The organism is Runella aurantiaca (genome assembly GCF_003339505.1).
Lineage (GTDB): Bacteria > Bacteroidota > Bacteroidia > Cytophagales > Spirosomataceae > Runella > Runella aurantiaca.
Genome location: NZ_QPIW01000034.1, coordinates 1 through 17,231, shown reverse-complemented (window position 1 = coordinate 17,231; position 17,231 = coordinate 1). Strand labels below are relative to the sequence as shown.

Below are 17,231 nucleotides of genomic sequence, written 5' to 3'. Positions count from 1 at the left end.
AAGTCGTAAAAACCTACTAGAAGCCCAAAACTGAACCTAATTTTTAAAGAAATTGTAACGCAAAAGCGTCTAAGCGTGTACCTTTGTATGTTTGTACGGAGTAGTTAGTACATTGCATTGTATTTTACTAGGACCGGAATATCCATTATTTGTAACACAAATTGAGTACCATCAATATAAAATAACCAATGCCACTCGACCAAGAATTTGATAAAGAGAATGCCACCGGCGACGAAATGAGTTTTATTGAGCACCTCGAAGAATTGCGTTGGCACGTAATTCGGGCCGTAGGGGCGATTTTAATTTTTACCATTGCCGCTTTTATTTACATTGAAGAAATCTATGACAAAATCATATTAGGTCCTTCCAAGTCTGATTTTTGGACCTATCGGATGCTTTGCAAAATCGCTGACTTCACGGGTGCCGAAGGACTTTGTATTGACAAATTAGACTTCGAATTACAGAGCCGTGAGATGGCAGGCCAATTTACCATGGCGCTGCTTTCTTCGGTTATCATAGGTTTATTGTTTGCGTTCCCTTATGCTTTTTGGGAAGTATGGCGCTTTATCAAGCCAGGTCTTAAGCCTGCTGAGCGGCGCGTATCGCGGGGCGCGGTTTTCTACGTTACTTTTCTATTTTTGTCGGGTGTTTTCTTCGGATACTATATTGTTTCTCCGCTGGCTATCAACTTTTTAGCCAATTTCCAATTAGACCCCCGCATCAAGAACCAATTTGACATCACCTCATATGTAGGGCTGATTTCGGTATTGACGCTTGCCTGCGGGCTTACATTCCAGTTGCCAGTGGTAGCGTTCGTTTTGTCGCGAATCGGTTTTCTTAACCCTCGCTTCATGCGCGAGTACCGCAAACACGCCTTTGTGGTTATTTTGATTTTGGCGGCGGTCATTACCCCCTCTCCCGACGTGCTCAGTCAGGTATTGGTGGCATTACCTTTAACGCTTTTGTACGAAATCAGCATCATGGTTTCGGCGTGGGTAGAGCGCAGTAAAAAAGAAGACGCCGAATTGGAAGCCAAGGAAGAAGAAGCCAGCGCAATGGGTGAGCCTTGGAATCCTGATGCTGACATGTAATTAATCATGATTCAATTTACCGACATTTCTAAGTCCTTCGATGGACGCATGGTATTGGAGGGTGTTTCTGGGACGTTCAAACCCGGCGATACAAACTTAATCATTGGCGGGAGCGGCACGGGTAAAAGCGTGCTGCTCAAATGCCTCATTGGCCTTGTCAAACCCGACCACGGCAATGTACTGTACAACGGTCGCGATTTTTGGAACAGTGATGAAGACACCCGCAAGCAGATTCGGCGCGAAATGGGCGTTCTTTTTCAGGGTGGAGCGTTGTTTGATTCCAAGACTGTGGCCCAAAATGTACGCTTTCCGCTCGAAATGCTCACCAATATGAGCGAAAGCGAAAAAGGCGACCGCGTAAATTTTTGCCTTAGCCGCGTAGGTCTTGAGCAAGCCGCTGGGCGGATGCCTTCCGAAATCAGCGGCGGGATGAAAAAGCGCGTCGGCATTGCACGGGCCATCGTAATGAATCCAAAGTATTTATTTTGCGACGAGCCAAACTCTGGCTTAGACCCGCTCACGTCCATCAAAATTGATGAGCTCATCAAGGAAATTACGGACGAATACCACATTACCACCGTCGTGATTACGCACGACATGAACTCGGTCTTGGAAATCGGCGAAAAAGTGATGTTTCTGTACAAAGGTCATAAAGTCTGGGAAGGCGACAACACCACCATTACCCAGTCAAAAGTGACCGAACTGAATGAATTTATTTTTGCCAATAAGCTACTACGAGACATGAGCCGCCAATAAGGATTTTCGATTTATTTACGAAAACACTTTACGGTAAATGGGCTTTCGGTACAAAAACTGCCCGTATAAAAGGGGATAAAACAGGTAATTTGTCAGGATAAAAGGCGTACGAAAGTCAATCTCATCCACAATGATGGTATGCTCACCATCTTTAATGATTCGGTGACGGTGCCGCCAATAACTTAAGAAAAACGGAAGTTTTACACCTTCATCAATAAAAAAAAACTCCTCAGCATTGCCTTGCTGCTCCGTAATTTTACTCGTCCAAAGTTGTTTGAAGAGAAAAAAATTTAGTTCTAATTCCACCATATTTCCTTTCAGACACCCATCAAAGCGAACCACCCGAACGGGAGGAAAAGGAGGACTCAGCCGACGAAAGAGTGTTTCATCAAAGCCTTTCCAAACCTGTAAGTAGGACTGCTGAACGGTGGTTCTCAGAATAAGTTTCATGGCTACTTAACACGCCCTACTCAAAAAAGTTTTCTACTTTGCAGTTCTATTCACCAATACATTTACCCTTATGTTGACCGTTTACGGAATCCCCAACTGCGACACCGTCAAAAAAACACTAACTGCGCTGAAAGAGAATCAATTTCCCTTCACGTTTCATGATTATAAAAAACAGGGAATTTCGCACGAAAAACTGGCGCTTTGGCTCACCCAACAGCCCAAAGAAATCCTCATCAATCGGGCGGGAACCACGTGGAAACAGCTCTCTGAGGAACAAAAAAATGCCGTTCAAGACAACGAAAGCGCGATTGCACTCATGATGGAGAAACCTTCAGTGATTAAGCGCCCAGTCATTGAAAAAGACGGAAAAATTGTGGCCGTGGGGTGGAAACCCGATACGATGGCGAGTATCGCATAAATTGACCGTGTATCTAGTGCCATTTTTACATTGTTTGCTTCCCAGAAAATGAAGTTATTGACCGTATTCGGTACCCGCCCCGAAGCCATTAAAATGGCGATGGTGGTACGAAATTTAAGCCAAAACCCGCACGTTGAGCATAAACTGTGCGTGACTGGACAGCACCGGCAGATGCTGGATCAGGTATTGGATATTTTTGAACTAACGCCCGACTTTGACCTCAACGTAATGCAGGCTGGGCAGGATTTGACCGATATTACCTGCCGTATTCTGACGGGCCTACGCACGCTTTTTCAATCCTATCGCCCAGATGTTGTGTTGGTACACGGAGATACCACTACGTGCATGGCTACGTCGTTGGCCGCTTTTTATGCAGGCATTAAGATTGCGCACGTTGAAGCAGGGTTGCGTACGGGCAATCTTCAATCACCCTATCCTGAAGAGGCCAATCGCCTCATTACCGACCGTTTAGCCAACTATTATTTTGCTCCCACCGACCGCAATGTACAGGCACTTTTAAAGGAGGGCATTGCTCCTGAACTTATCTTAAAAACGGGCAATACGGTTATTGATTCTTTACTCTACGTCAGCCAACGAGCCACGCATTTTTCTGTTGACATTCCGCTTTCTGTGCAACGCGTTTTTGAATCGGGTCGAAAAATTTTGCTTGTGACAGGGCATCGTCGCGAGAACTTCGGTGATGGCTTTATCCAAATTTGTGACGCCTTACGTCATGTGGCCGAGAAATACCTAGACCTAGAAATAGTCTACCCGGTTCACCTCAATCCAAACGTTCAGCAACCAGTCTATGACCGATTGGGCAACCTACCCAACGTACATTTACCAGCGCCGATGGATTACACCAATTTTGTGTACGCCATGAAAAAAAGTTGGGCCATTCTGACCGATTCGGGCGGTGTGCAAGAAGAAGCTCCGAGTTTGGGGAAGCCCGTTTTGGTCATGCGGGACACCACCGAGCGCCCCGAGGCCATCGATGCGGGCACCGTTAAACTCGTAGGGGCCAATCGCGACTCTATTGTACATTCCGTCAGCGAGTTATGTGAAAACGAAACCCTTTACCGACAAATGTCGGAGGCAAATAATCCCTACGGCGACGGCTTGGCAAGTGAGCGAATTGCGGCGTTTTTGATGAGATTATAAAATTAGGTATCACAAAAAATTTATATCGTTACTAAAGCCGCACCCTGCAAGATGCCATCACGGCCTCCCGATTTACATTTTAAATTTCTCAGTTTTTCGGTTCTCAACTTTACCTTTCTGTCTTTTGCTCTTTTGGAAAAGGAATAACGCCCGTTTGTTCATACAACTGCAACCATTCTTTTTTGGGACTTTGAATCGTCAGGTAAAAATCATAGAAGGGCTTCATATCCTTGACATAATCGCCAGTGAGGTAAATGGGCTCACCGAATACCACCAATTTTCGGGTATAATCAAAGCCGACGAGCACCAGCGGAACTTGGGCTTTGAGCGCCATAAAATAAAAGCCCGTTTTGAGTTTGGAAGTATTGCTGCGGGTGCCTTCGGGGGCAATGGCGATGTGAATAAACTCGTTTTGTTTGAAAGTCTCGGCCACGGCATCCACCAAATTATTGGATTTTTCACGGTATACGGGATACCCACCCAATGCCCGAAAAAACCAAGCCGAATACCATTTAAAGAGAGAGCTTTTTCCCAGAAAGCCCATTTTAACCCCAATGAAGGCTCTTACGCCAACTCCAATAAAAAAATCAGAGCTGTTCCAGTGCGGGCAAACTACCCATATTGCCTTTTTTAGGTCTTTGGGAACACGTCCAAGGATTCCCCATCCGAAAATTCGGTATAAAAATGCAAAGAGCCAATTCATCATCATCAAGGTTTAGGTACCTCAAATTTAGGAACTCCTTTCGATTTGGCAACAGGTAGCGTTAATGATTTCTCTACTATTTTACTATTGTTTATAAAATAGTTTACAGACAAATCATGCTCATTCTCTTTTTATATTCGGTGGGGGTCTGCTCGGTGAAGTTTTTAAAGGCGTCGTCAAACAAAGCGATAGACTCGTACCCCACTTTGTACGCGAGGTCTTCCATTTTGCCGTGTTGGTATTCGGGCATTACAAGCAAGCGCTTGGCTTCCTGAATGCGGTAAGTTGAAATCAATTCGGGGAAGCCTTGTTCTAAATTTTCGTCGATTACCTGCGTCAACTGCGCCGCCGTAACATTGAGTCGAGCCGCCAGTGATTCTAGTGAAATGTTTTTTTCGAGATAAGGTTTTTCATTGTTCATGAGCCTGAACAGGCGATTTAGTAGACGAACGCCGTATTCTTGATTTGCCTTTCTACCAAAAAACAGCAAGTTGATTTTCATGGGTTTTTGAAGCATTTTTTCAGAGCGTACCACAAAAAGCAGCACCCAAACCAAACCTCCAAAGAGGCCCATCCACCCCAATAACCCATTAAAATTAATCGGTAGTTCTTTCATCTCATGGCTGGTTTTGTGATAAGATGAGAAAAGGCCCCTCAACGTTGCATGAACTACTAAATCAATTTTACTTTTTTCTCGTACGGGCCACACAAACAAAAGATTTTGAGCGCGGCCCGTATAGTCTCCTCCGCATAGAATTAGGAAAAGTCACGTACCCAATGTCAATATCAAGGTTATTGCGAATCTCCTCAAAATTGCTGTAATTGATAAAGTTCAGCGTTAAAACTATATCATCACCCCTCAATATCTACCATTAACAGTATGCAAGGCATTACAAAACGTTCATTAGTAAAAGATGCAGTACTTATTACGGCGGGAATTTTCAGCGCCGCATTGGGCCTGAAAGGGTTCTTACTTTCCAGCCACTTTATCGACGGCGGAGTTACTGGAATTTCCATGTTGTTGGCTTCTATTTTTCACGTTCCGTTGGCGGTGCTTATCCCTATCATCAACTTTCCGTTTATCATCATGGGCTATCGCCAAATCGGCAAGGCCTTTGCGTTCAAAAGTACCGCCGCCATTACGGGGTTGGCGTTGTGTCTAGCTTTGGTCGAATTTCCAGATGTTACCCCCGATTTATTGTTAACATCGGTTTTCGGCGGCTTCTTTATCGGAGCTGGTATTGGGTTGGCTATGCGAGGAGGAGCGGTGTTAGATGGTACAGAAGTGGCCGCGTTGTTGGTGAGTCGACGAAACTCAAGCGTGCGGGTCGGCGACGTTATTCTGGGGATGAATATTTTCATTTTTGCTACGGCTGCTTACTTTTTGGGGGTAGATATTGCCCTTTATTCTATGCTCACCTATTTTACCGCTTCCAAAACCGTCGATTTTCTGATTCATGGGATTGAAGAATATACTGCCATCTGGATTGTGTCAGACCATCACGAAGAAATCCGGGAGCTGCTTACCGACAAACTGCACAAAGGTGTAACAGTGCTCAATAGCGAAAAAGGATTTGGAAAAAGAGGCGCTCAAACAGAAGCCACAAAAGTACTCTATTCTGTCGTTACGCGACTGGAAGTGAGCCGCCTACGCGATGCCATTGCCGAGATTGACCCTTTGGCTTTTATTGTTCAACACGGAATAGATGACGCCCGCGGGGGTATTGTGAAAGGAAGGCCGTTGCATTAACCCATTCATCAACCGCCGAACAAATTGAAAAACAGAGCAATACCTATATCTTTTTCATGGTCTTCTCTCTTTTATGGATTCAACGTGAATAACCTTTTGTAATAATGCGAAATCCATTTTCAATAAGCTTCGCTGATTTTTGGCAGAATGCTCGTTTTCGAATAGCTTTGAGCCTTTCCTTTTTTTAACCTATGCTACAGTTAATCAAAAACGCCTCCCAAACCCAAGGCAATCAAGCCATTGTCGCTGACAATCAAACCTATACTTACCAACATTTACTGGAAGCTTCGCACGGATTTGCGTCAATATTACTTGAGCAAACAACCGATTTGGCCGAAGCTCGCGTCGCCTTCATGGTCTCTCCCGGCTTTGATTATGTGCGCGTGCAGTGGGGCATTTGGCGCGCTGGCGGCGTGGCGGTTCCGTTGTGTATCACGTACCCATTGCCCTCTTTACAGTACGTCATCGACGATACCGACGCGCAAATCATCGTGGCGGGGGCCGAATACGCCGAGCTTTTAGCGCCGTTGGTTACCCAAAAAGGCCTTCGTTTCATTGCCTTAACGGATGTTAAAGACGCTGCCTTATCTCCCCAAAAACTGCCCAATATTTCGCCCGACCGCCGGGCGATGATTCTCTACACCAGCGGAACCACTAACCTGCCCAAAGGCGTGGTCACGACGCACCGCACCATCGAAGCGCAGGTATCAACCTTGGTAAAAGCCTGGGAATGGTCGGCCAACGATCACATTCTGTGCGTATTGCCGTTGCACCACGTTCACGGCATTATTAACGTCATTTCTTGCGCGCTGTGGTCAGGCGCAACGGTGGAGTTCTTGTCTTCGTTTTCGCCTGAAGCGGTTTTTGGGGCATTTTTGCAAGAAAAAATCAATGTATTCATGGCCGTCCCGACCATTTATTTCAAGCTTATCGCCTACTGGGAAAGTCTGCCAAAGGAGAAACAACAAGTAATTTCAGACAACCTTTCCTGCTTTCGACTGATGGTTTCTGGCTCGGCTGCATTGCCTGTATCGGTTATGGAAAAATGGGAAACCATCAGCGGACATACGCTTTTGGAACGCTACGGCATGACCGAAATCGGCATGGGTATTAGCAATCCGTACCATGGCGAGCGCAAAGCAGGCTACATCGGCAAACCTCTGCCGGGCGTTCGGGTTCGGTTGGTCGATGAGCAAAATCAAGTCGTCAAAACAGGGCAACCCGGAGAAATTCAGGTGAAGGGCAAAAACGTATTTTTGGAATACTGGCAACGCCCCGAAGCCACCCAAAAGACTTTCACGGAAGATGGTTGGTTCAAAACAGGCGACGTGGCCGTGGTTGAAAAAGGCTACTACCGCATCTTGGGCCGCGATTCTATCGACATCATCAAATCGGGTGGTTATAAAATCTCCGCGCTCGAAATCGAAGAAGTATTACGCACGCATCCCGCCATCAGCGATTGCAGCGTGGTCGGCATTCCCAACGAAGAATGGGGGGAGTTGGTCGTTGCGGCCTTGATGGTCAAAGACCCCGAAATCGACCTAAAAGCGCTCAACCAATGGCTTCGCGAGCGTATGCCCGCCTATAAGGTACCTCGCCACTACATAATCATCGACGAACTCCCCCGCAATGCCATGGGCAAAGTCACCAAAAACGACATCAAGAAGCTGTTTTGATTTCTTCAACGTCGGCGGGGTTAATCGTCACAGTCTCAGACCCTGCCGACGTTCTCCGTGACAACCAACCCTGCCGACGTAATTCTAAACCTTTAACCTCCAAAAAATGATTATTTACGGCGTAGCCATTTTGGCTTTCTGCTACATCATCGGCCAACTCATCGGTGAATTTTTGGGTAAATTCATTGGCGTTGACGCTAACGTCGGCGGTGTAGGTTTTGCCATGTTACTGTTGATTTTTCTGAGCGATTGGCTTCATAAAAAAGGTTATTTTGATAAATCTACCGAAAATGGAATCCTGTTTTGGAATCAAATGTACATTCCGATTATCGTAGCAATGTCGGCTATTCAAAATGTAAAAGTGGCGGTTTCGAGTGGCTTCATCGCCATTATGGCGGGGATTGTCCCTTTTGTGATTTGCCTGCTTGCCATTCCGCTTTTAGCCAAACTTTCTAAAAATACCAAGCCCGACTAAGCATGGAAATTATCGTTAAATTTCTCGAAAAAAACGGGTTGGTCTTTGCCTTTTTGGTCGTAGGGCTTATCATTTATCTGTCGGGCATTATTTCCGACAAACTTACCCGTCGTAAAATCCCCGCCTCGGCCATTGCTATTCTCGCGGGTCTGGTCATTGCCTACTTTGGTGGGGTGTATTCGGGTGGGGAAAAGGGCATTGCCGATATTAAGATTTTTTCGGGCTTCGGCATGCTGGGCGGCTCCATGTTTCGCGACTTCGCCATTGTTTCCACCGCCATGGGCGCGAGTTTTTTAGTGTTGAGGCGCACGGGCTGGGTGGGCGCTTTATCGCTGTTTTTGGGCATTGTACTTTCTTTTCTGGGCGGTGTAGGTGTGGCATTGCTCTGGGGTTATCGCGATGCCGTCAGCCTGACCACCATCGGCGCGGGGGCATGTACGTACATCGTCGGGCCAGTAACGGGCGCGGCAATTGGTGCCTCGTCCGACGTCATTGCCTTGAGCATTGCGGCGGGGGTGGTCAAAGCCATCGCCGTAACCATCGGTACACCCTTCGTGGCCAAATACATCGGCCTCAATAATCCACACACCGCCCTCATCTACGGTGGATTGATGGGAACCACCAGCGGCGTAACGGCAGGATTGGCCGCCACCGACCCCAAACTTGTTCCGTACGGTGCCCTCACCGCCACTTTTTACACGGGTCTGGGCTGCCTCGCCTGTCCTTCGATTCTGTACCTTCTGATGCGGCTGACGTTTGGGGGCTGATGCGCTTATTTTCTATAATGGTTGCGCCTCTACGGCGGTGTTCCATTCACAGGCTTCTGTTTAGAATTATAGTATCTCTTCACTACCTTTTTTTCTCAATTAAAACGTAGGAAGACGCAATTCAATCATTTCTGGCTATTAAAAATGGGCGTGTTAGGGCAATTTTGGGACAACGAGCGCGCTGAAACGCTCTTTAATGAATCCGATTCGTTTAACTATACAGCCAAAAATGAAATATTTTCTTCCTCGATTGACCATGGGCGTCTGGCTCGTGGGTCAAATTGCCTGCCAAACACCTGGCAGTCTTGTTAATGTAGAGCCAATAGGCAACCTCCCCGCCGAAATCACCGAAAAGGGGAAGCCCATCGGTGCGCCCGTTGCCAAATCCATCGGCCCCGAAGGTGGTACGCTGACTTCCCCCGACGGGAGCCTACAATTGACTTTTCCAGCGGGGGCGCTCAGTGCCCCTACTGCCCTTCAGCTACAAATGGTAGAAAACAAAGCCGCTGGGGGTATTGGGCCAGCATTTGAAGTAACGCCCAAGGAGACCAAACTCAACAAACCTGTTTCACTCGCTTGGAAATTTGGCAAGGACGGCCTCAACGGCACCGCTACCAATGTGGTGGGGCTGGCCAGACAGCGCGAAGACGGTGCTTGGCTTGGCAAGTCTAACCTCAAAGTAGACGTTGCCACTCAAACACTCACCGTACCGACATTTGACCTAAAATACCCTTTGGCTTTTTATCAGAATTTTTATCTGAAATACGATGCCAGTGTGTTGGTTCCTAACCAACAAATAATGCTTACGGTGGCCTATCAACCCAACCACAGCGACAAAGAAGAGTCGGAGTCGAGAGAGACATTGTTGGCGTCGCTTAAGCCGTGGGAACCCGTTGACCATACAAACCTCCGAAACTGGCGTCTCAACGGTGAGCCCGCACTGTCGGCCAACAAAGCCAATGGCTCGTTAAGTGTTCACAACAAAGGAGAAAAGGCACTCTACATCGCTCCCAGCAAAGTACCCGCCAACAACCCGATGGCCATCAGTGTTGACCTAAAAACGGGCGGACGTAGTCAAATCATTCTGGTTGCCAACGTGACCGTCGTAGCCGCCAATCGAATGACCGTCAACGGAAGAATCTACGAAAACCCTAAAGTCTCGGTCAATAACGACGAGAGCGGCAGCCGTATTTATATCAGTATGCAAGAAGTCATGCCTCCAGATGCGAATTATCCAGCAGGTCTCAGCGTTTCCATCAAAAATTTCAAAGGAAAAGGTACCTACACAATTGAGTCGGACGAGAAATGCCGCATGGACGGTAAAGAAAGCGGAAAAACTGGAAAATTATTTGATTCTCAATACGTCGACCCCATCAGTTTCGACATGGTTTATTCAAAAGGCTCCATCACCATCACAGAATACAACGGCAAACTTGGCACCATTGCGGGCACCTTCAGCGCTACCCTTTACCATGAACCAGGTCGTTATAAACCCGTCCAAGCAGGTACTTTCGGGGGAGAGTTTCGCACCATTGAGAATTAAGATTGGGACAAAAAGCGTTATTCTCTGCCCCGACATTATTTCCAATAACTTTATTCGGTAGATATTCAAATCAATCTCCTACCCGTCTGACGGTTTAGAACCGTCAGACGGGTAAGTTATCGCTCAAATCAACCGCTCCTTCCTTGCCTTCTCAATGGCCTCTGCTTTGGAGTGGACTTCGAGCTTCCAGTAGATGTTTTTGATGTGGGTCCGGATGGTTTCTTTATCCACAAACAATTCATCGGCAATGGTCGTGTAGCTTTTCCCTTGCGCAATACGCTCCAAGACCTCCGTTTCGCGGGCGGTAAGGGGAGAATGATGATTTTTTTGGAACGACGCCACCACCATGCGGGCAATATTGGTGCTCATGGGTGCGCCGCCCTGTCGTATCTCACGAATGGCCTCAATGAGACGACTGGGCGGCATATTTTTGGTGAGGTATCCACCCGCACCAGCGCACAGCGCTTTGAACACCAACTCATCGTTTTCGTACACAGTCACCACAATGAGTTGGGTCTGAGGGCGTAGTTTTTTGGTGCGCTCAATGCCTTCTACACCGCCCATGCGCGGGAGTTCGAGGTCCATGAGCACTACGTCGGGGCGGTCGGTGGCGAGGTTGCGCAGGTAATCTTCACAATTAGAATACGAGCTAACGACCAAAAAATCTTCGGTATTGTTCAGCAAATCGGTAAATGCTTCGCGGATGAGGTGGTCGTCTTCGACGAGGGAGAGGCGGATTGGCATTTTTGGAATAATTTAGTCAGAGCTAACGCCCAGTTTTGTCAATATTTGGGCTAAATTGTACTCCAGCCCCTACTTTTTTTCGAAATTCTATACAAGTTCCTTTGCCTTCCAGTGTTCGGATGATGGCGCTACCACCTATTTTTTCGGCGCGGGTCTGGATGTTGGTCAGTCCGTTACCCTGCCGGGTTTGGTCAGCGTAAAAGCCCTTGCCGTTGTCTTCCCATTTGATGCTCATTTCGTCGTTTTCAACGCTAAAAGTAAACGAAACGTCCGTGGCTTGGGCGTGTTTGAGGGTGTTGCTGATGGCTTCTTTAAACAGCAACACTAAGTGCCGGCTTTCGCCCATGTAGAGCGTCACCGCGCGGAGCTCATCGTTGAGGCCATTGACCGAAAACCGAATCCCCGTTTTATCAAACGCATCGTCGCCAAAATCTTTGAGGCGTATGGCAATCTCGTAGAAATTATCGTGTTCGGGATTGATGGCCCAAATAAAATCTTTCGTTCCCTGATACATGCGGTTGGAATTGTCACCGATTTTGGTGAGCAACGTCCCGATTTCGCCCTTGGCCTGACCGTTGAGACGGGTTTTAATCATTTCTGTTAACAACGAAATCCGCGTCAGCGTATTTCCGAATTCATCGTGCAAATCTTGGGCTGCGAGTTTACGTACGCGCTCGTTCTCCTCCAACTTAACCCTCTCCAAATCAAACAGATACTTCACTTTAGCCCGTACTCGATAATCGTAAAATAACTTAGCCGCCGTAGCCAATACCAACAAAGCTACGGCGTAAAACCACCACGTTTGCCAAAAAGGAGGTTGGATGTAAAGCGGAATGCTGAGGATTTCTTTATCATTCCACAGCCCTTCGTTGTTGGCAGCTTTGACGCGTAGCGTATACTGGCCAGGGCTCAAATTAGTAAACGTCAAATAGCGACGCGTACCAGCCATGACCCATTCTTTGTCAAACCCTTCCAAATGATACGCAAATTGATTCTGGGTGGGGTTGGTATAATCTAACGCCGCCAATTCAAACGAAAAAAAATTCTCGCCATATTTTAGGGTAATGGGCTCTTTCAACGCCAGCAGACTGTCAATGTCCCATTCTTTTTCAAACTTTTTGAAGGACGTCACCGCGACTTTTGGCAAGTGCCGATTGGGCACTAATTCGGTGGGACGACAACTCAGCAACATACCGTTGCCACCGAAAAACAACTCTCCGTCGGTGCTTTGGTGAAAACCCCCAGAGTTAAATTCCCCACCACCGAGGCCGTCTTGGGCAGTATAATTGCGAAAAGTGCGTCTGTCGGGGTCAAAACAAACCAAACCACCATTGGTGGTGAGCCATATTTTCCCTTTCGAGTCACTCAACGCCCCGTACACGAATGCATTTGAAAGGCCTTCTTTTTCGGTAAAATGCTCAAACGTCACCTTTCCTTTTTCTTCAATCACTCGACTGAGCCCTTTGGTGGTACACACCCACACGCGCTGTTTAGCATCGACATGAATGTCCAATACAATATTGTTTATCAACGACTTAGGGTCACTAGGCCTATTTTGAAATAATTGGACACCCCTTCCGTTGGCGGGCCATTGTACCAATCCATTTCGCATCCCAATCCAAAGTGTGCCTTTGGCATCCTTCTGAATAGCCCCGACGTTGCGAAGTTCAATTTTAGTATTTTGGGCAGCGGGTAGTTCCCGAATGATTTCGGGCGAGCCAGTCGGAGTGAGTTTGGCCAGATAGGACTGGGTGCCTACCCACATTTTCTGTTGTTTGTCTTCGTAAATCCGCAAAACCCAAGGTTTTTTATTGTCGAATGCGGGCAGCACAAACGGAGCAAAACGATCATGAGAGCGGTCATACCGAAGCAATCCCGCATTGCCACCTACCCACAGCGTACCTTGCGCATCTTCGGTGATGGTTTCGACCAAGGCATCATTGGGTAATGCGTATTTTTTAATGGCTTGAGACTGACGGTCAATTCGGTACAAATTGGCAAAAGTCCCCGTCCACAAAAACCCTTTCCGATCGGTACCAATGCCGAAGTAACTTTTTCCAGCGGCATTTTCTTTACTAAATAGCCGTTCCCAATGCTGAAATGTATTTTTTGAACGTGAATACAACTGTACTCCCGCCTCGCGTGTACCTACCCAAACCACATCTTCCGATGCTTCTCGCCCTTCATAAATGCACGTAATATGACTACTTTTGAGGCCATTTTTTGCCAATAAATCTTCCTGAAAACTCCCCATACGTACCAATTGCCGCGTGGTTGCGTCAAAACGATAACGAAAAATACCGTTCCCCTGCGTTCCTATCCAAATCACACCGAGTCGGTCGGTCCAAACAGTCGAAAGTTGAACTTTAATGGGCAGCCCATCTGTCAGGTCTTCCCATGCACCCGTTTGGGGATTGGCCAACCCAAACTGACCCTGCGCACTCACCCACAACCCCTTACCACGCGCATTCCAGACGTGCGAAGGAGGTTGGTTAGCGTCAAAAAGCGGTAAGGAACGGTTACGACTATTTTCGAAGCGTATGCTATTGCCAATCAATAGTTTGTTGAGGCCTTTGGCCGTTCCTATCCATAAATTTCCTTCGGCATCAAGGGTCATACTTCCCACAAAATCATTCGAAAGCGAATAAGCATCGTCTGTAGAATGACGGTACAAAAAATGCTGAAATTCATCTCCTTGTGGCCGCAGGCACCATAAACCTGAAGACGTTCCGACCCAAATCGTATGGTTTTTATCTTCCACAATGCTCGTGACCATGCCTTGGATTTGCGGAAAATGTTGAAAAGTATTCTGGCGAAACAACCGCCGATTCAGGCCTTTGGTGGTGCCCACCCAGAGATGATGCCGCGCATCTTCGTACAAAAATGTAATGTCATCGTGCGAGAGCGTAGTAGAGTCAAACGGATTGTGGCGGTATTTTTTGATGGTCTGTCCGTCATAACAATTGAGGCCGTCTTGCGTACCCATCCACATCAGCCCTCGGTGGTCCTGCACGATGCTGCGCACTTCGTTTTGGCTCAGGCCTTCGTTGAGAGCAAGGTGGTCCCAGTAGTCGGAAGGAATCACGTTGTTTGCCCAAACGACATTGGAGATACAGATAGAAAGCAGTAATAAGATTTTTTTCATTGTTAACCTCACCCCTGCCCCTCTTCTTAAACAAGGATAAGGGGTATACGAGTTATATTTTACAAAAGTAGGTTGGAACGCCCGTTGTTTCATTCACCCAAAATAGGGGATTATGGTTTTGGCATTTTACCGAAATTTTAAGGGGTAATTTATTCATTTTCTGCCTATTTCGACAAATCACAATAGGCTTAAAAGTTAATTTTGTTTTTACCTAAAAAAATAGCTACGTTCGTCGACTTAAATCCCTGATGGTCAACGGCAATGAAATACCTTCTTCTTTTCCTTCTGTGTACTAAGGTAATTGCCCAAAAAGCCCCTTTTACCGTGCAACGAATGCTGATAAACGGCAAAGAAGTCTCGGCTTCTTCTACGACCATTATCAAGCTCAAATCCTCCCAAAATGAGTTATTGCTTGAAGCAACAATGCCCGCTATCGACTCGTTTTTTTACGAACACCGTTTGCTGGGATTAGATTCTCATTGGGTCAGGACGACGTACCCCGTGGCGCATTACCAACAACTCAACGGCGGCAATTATACCCTTGAACTCAAAGCCCAGAAGGCTTCTGGCTCCCCTTTCATTCTGTCGTTTCCCATTGAAGTGCAACAGTCTTTTTGGGAAGAATGGTGGTTTTGGCCCATGATTATTACCTACGTCGTCATGGTGGTTTCGGTGGGTATTTATCTTTTTTTTCTTTATAATTTCAAACAAAAGCTTAAGGTTCAGACCATTCGCAACCAGATTGCCGCCGATTTGCACGATGAAGTAGGGTCAAATTTGAACAGCATTGCGATTTTTGCAGAAGTATTACGAAAAAAAACATCAACGGAGACACTCCCGATTTTGGAGCGCATCATCGATAATACCAAAGAATCGGTGGGGCTGATGCAGGATGCCGTCTGGGCCATTAATCCCAAAAATGATTCCAACGAAAAGCTGTTTGAGCGAATGCGCTCTTTTGCTTCGGCGTTATTGTCCAACAAAGGCATTGAGTTTGATTTTGAGATTCAAGAAAACATTCAGAAAGCAAATTTCACTTTGGAGCAACGCAAGAATTGTTACTTGATTTTTAAAGAAGCCGTCAACAACATCGCCAAACATTCGCAGGCCGACAGAGCCTCTGCCAAAATCACCTCAGACCCCAATTGTTTTTATATAACGATTGAGGACAATGGTCGGGGATTTGACGCGACCGCCGACCATGCCGGAAACGGTGTCAGCAATTTTAAGAATCGAGCCGAAGAAGCCGAAATGTTTCTGGAAATTCAGTCAACGCTTGGCAAAGGTACCTCCTTACGACTGGAAGTTCCTATTTTGTAAAACCCCTACAACCTCTAAGCTCATGATAAAAATCGTTTTGTTTGAAGACAACAAAAACCTGCGGGAGAGTCTGGAACTGTATTTATCGGTCACCGACGAAATCTGGGTAGCGGGCGCCTTCGCCGACGCGCGTGAGGCCGTCAGTGCCGTCAAAAAACTTAAACCTGATATTGTGCTGATGGATATTCAGATGCCACACCTTACGGGCATTGAAGCCATGATTGAAATCAAGAAGGTGTACCCGCAGGTGAAAGTCCTGATTCAGACCGTTTTTGAAGACGACGAAAAGGTATTTCAGGCCGTGTGCGCGGGGGCTTCGGGTTATCTCGTCAAAAATCCCAATCCTGAAGTGTATGTACAGGCCATTCGAGAAGTAAACAACGGCGGCTCGCACCTGTCGCCAAGCATTGCCGCCAAGGTGATGAATATGTTTCAGAATCAATTTGTGAAAGGTCAACCCACCTACGTGGGCCTCACGCAGCGCGAAAAAGAAGTGTTGGCCTGCATGGTCAAAGGCCAAAGCTACAAGATGATTGCTGACACCTGCGGCATTACGTTTCATACGGTGTGTACGCACGTAAATCACATTTACGAAAAACTGCACGTCAACTCCGCCCCCGAAGCCGTGGTGAAGGCACTAGAAATGAGGTTAGTATAAAAAACTCTTCCCCCTTTTTCCTTTTTCTTGGCCAGCGCGAATTTTGGCATCCAAAATTTCACTGGTTTTTTCCAAAGACAAAGCCCTGCCCGATTTCATCTTTAAACAATGATAGGTATATACGGGGGCACAAAATGTTTGTCTTGTGTCACCGATTATCATTTCAAACACCATAAAGCGAAAACCGTAAGGGGGAAAATCGACCATGGTATAGTTGGGTTTATGGTGCGTAAATTCGAAAGAAACATGATTGGGAGTTACCTCCGGCGCATCCAGAAAAATTGTCGCAGTATCTAGCCTATCACTCGCGGCATTTTCCCGAAAGCCAACAATCCTGCTTTTATCAATCGTCAGGTCATATTGCAGGTAAATATCAATGATGGGCTTGCCGTCCTGATAAACAGGAAGTATAGAAATATTGGCACTTTTTTGTACGACTTCAAGGTTTGTATTGTCCTAAAATTAGTTGACCGTTTTTAGTTAATCCTGAAATATGTTTACCGTTTTCTTCTTAGTCCGAATTTAATCTATTTTTTCTCTTTCCGTTTAGAAGGATCGTAATAGTTTTTCCAAC

The 17,231-nt window shown here is 46.6% G+C and carries 16 protein-coding genes; 11 read left to right on the top strand and 5 right to left on the bottom strand.

Features of this window, described 5'->3' with window-relative positions; genetic code table 11:
- Positions 1 to 188: 188 nt before the first annotated feature.
- Both tatC and DVG78_RS26370 read left to right on the top strand, forming a co-directional pair.
- On the top strand, positions 189 to 1,091 hold the full coding sequence (gene tatC, locus DVG78_RS26375; RefSeq protein WP_114068580.1) for a twin-arginine translocase subunit TatC: 903 nt from the start codon (positions 189 to 191) through the stop codon (positions 1,089 to 1,091).
- Positions 1,092 to 1,097: 6 nt separating this feature from the next.
- Positions 1,098 to 1,847: an ABC transporter ATP-binding protein gene (locus DVG78_RS26370; protein WP_114463996.1), complete on the top strand. Its 750-nt coding sequence runs from the start codon at positions 1,098 to 1,100 to the stop codon at positions 1,845 to 1,847.
- 15 nt (positions 1,848 to 1,862) lie between these two features.
- Here DVG78_RS26370 and DVG78_RS26365 read toward each other — a convergent pair whose 3' ends face one another.
- Positions 1,863 to 2,297: an SRPBCC family protein gene (locus DVG78_RS26365; RefSeq protein ID WP_114463995.1), complete on the bottom strand. Its 435-nt coding sequence runs from the start codon at positions 2,295 to 2,297 to the stop codon at positions 1,863 to 1,865.
- 70 nt (positions 2,298 to 2,367) lie between these two features.
- Between DVG78_RS26365 and DVG78_RS26360 the strand changes: the two genes are divergently transcribed.
- The gene (locus DVG78_RS26360; protein ID WP_114463994.1) at positions 2,368 to 2,715 is read left to right on the top strand and encodes an arsenate reductase; all 348 of its coding nucleotides are present in this window, start codon (positions 2,368 to 2,370) and stop codon (positions 2,713 to 2,715) included.
- A gap of 48 nt (positions 2,716 to 2,763) precedes the next feature.
- Positions 2,764 to 3,876 (top strand): non-hydrolyzing UDP-N-acetylglucosamine 2-epimerase, encoded by a 1,113-nt coding sequence (wecB, locus tag DVG78_RS26355; RefSeq protein ID WP_114463993.1) that lies wholly within the window; start codon positions 2,764 to 2,766, stop codon positions 3,874 to 3,876.
- A 109-nt stretch (positions 3,877 to 3,985) separates the two neighbouring features.
- On the opposite strand, the gene DVG78_RS26350 is transcribed toward wecB, so the two are convergent.
- On the bottom strand, positions 3,986 to 4,579 hold the full coding sequence (locus DVG78_RS26350) for a 1-acyl-sn-glycerol-3-phosphate acyltransferase (RefSeq protein WP_114463992.1): 594 nt from the start codon (positions 4,577 to 4,579) through the stop codon (positions 3,986 to 3,988).
- 103 nt (positions 4,580 to 4,682) lie between these two features.
- Positions 4,683 to 5,195 carry a helix-turn-helix transcriptional regulator gene (locus DVG78_RS26345; protein ID WP_114463991.1) on the bottom strand — a complete coding sequence of 171 codons (513 nt, stop codon included), beginning with the start codon at positions 5,193 to 5,195 and terminating at the stop codon, positions 4,683 to 4,685.
- 264 nt (positions 5,196 to 5,459) lie between these two features.
- On the opposite strand from DVG78_RS26345, the gene DVG78_RS26340 reads away from it, so the two are divergent.
- The 5 genes from DVG78_RS26340 to DVG78_RS26320 all read left to right on the top strand — a co-directional run bounded on the left by DVG78_RS26340 (position 5,460) and on the right by DVG78_RS26320 (position 10,790).
- Complete coding sequence (locus DVG78_RS26340) at positions 5,460 to 6,329, top strand: YitT family protein (RefSeq protein WP_114463990.1); 870 nt, start codon at positions 5,460 to 5,462, stop codon at positions 6,327 to 6,329.
- A 191-nt stretch (positions 6,330 to 6,520) separates the two neighbouring features.
- Positions 6,521 to 8,005 (top strand): acyl-CoA synthetase, encoded by a 1,485-nt coding sequence (locus DVG78_RS26335; protein WP_114463989.1) that lies wholly within the window; start codon positions 6,521 to 6,523, stop codon positions 8,003 to 8,005.
- Between the two features lie 106 nt (positions 8,006 to 8,111).
- A complete protein-coding gene (gene madL, locus DVG78_RS26330) occupies positions 8,112 to 8,480 on the top strand; it encodes a malonate transporter subunit MadL (protein ID WP_114463988.1) in 369 nt (122 codons plus the stop codon).
- Positions 8,481 to 8,482: 2 nt separating this feature from the next.
- Positions 8,483 to 9,247, top strand: a complete 765-nt coding sequence (gene madM / locus DVG78_RS26325) for a malonate transporter subunit MadM (RefSeq protein ID WP_114463987.1) — start codon at positions 8,483 to 8,485, stop codon at positions 9,245 to 9,247.
- A 229-nt stretch (positions 9,248 to 9,476) separates the two neighbouring features.
- Positions 9,477 to 10,790 carry a hypothetical protein gene (locus tag DVG78_RS26320; protein ID WP_147277179.1) on the top strand — a complete coding sequence of 438 codons (1,314 nt, stop codon included), beginning with the start codon at positions 9,477 to 9,479 and terminating at the stop codon, positions 10,788 to 10,790.
- Between the two features lie 123 nt (positions 10,791 to 10,913).
- Here DVG78_RS26320 and DVG78_RS26315 read toward each other — a convergent pair whose 3' ends face one another.
- Together DVG78_RS26315 and DVG78_RS26310 are read right to left on the bottom strand one after the other, a co-directional pair.
- On the bottom strand, positions 10,914 to 11,534 hold the full coding sequence (locus DVG78_RS26315) for a response regulator transcription factor (protein ID WP_114463985.1): 621 nt from the start codon (positions 11,532 to 11,534) through the stop codon (positions 10,914 to 10,916).
- A gap of 22 nt (positions 11,535 to 11,556) precedes the next feature.
- Positions 11,557 to 14,679, bottom strand: coding sequence for a ligand-binding sensor domain-containing protein (locus DVG78_RS26310; RefSeq protein WP_158550106.1), 3,123 nt, complete (start codon positions 14,677 to 14,679; stop codon positions 11,557 to 11,559).
- 261 nt (positions 14,680 to 14,940) lie between these two features.
- On the opposite strand from DVG78_RS26310, the gene DVG78_RS26305 reads away from it, so the two are divergent.
- Complete coding sequence (locus tag DVG78_RS26305) at positions 14,941 to 15,999, top strand: sensor histidine kinase (protein ID WP_114463983.1); 1,059 nt, start codon at positions 14,941 to 14,943, stop codon at positions 15,997 to 15,999.
- Positions 16,000 to 16,021: 22 nt separating this feature from the next.
- Entirely contained in the window at positions 16,022 to 16,657 is a 636-nt protein-coding gene (locus tag DVG78_RS26300) for a response regulator transcription factor (protein ID WP_114463982.1), read from the top strand.
- The last annotated feature ends 574 nt before the right edge of the window (positions 16,658 to 17,231 follow it).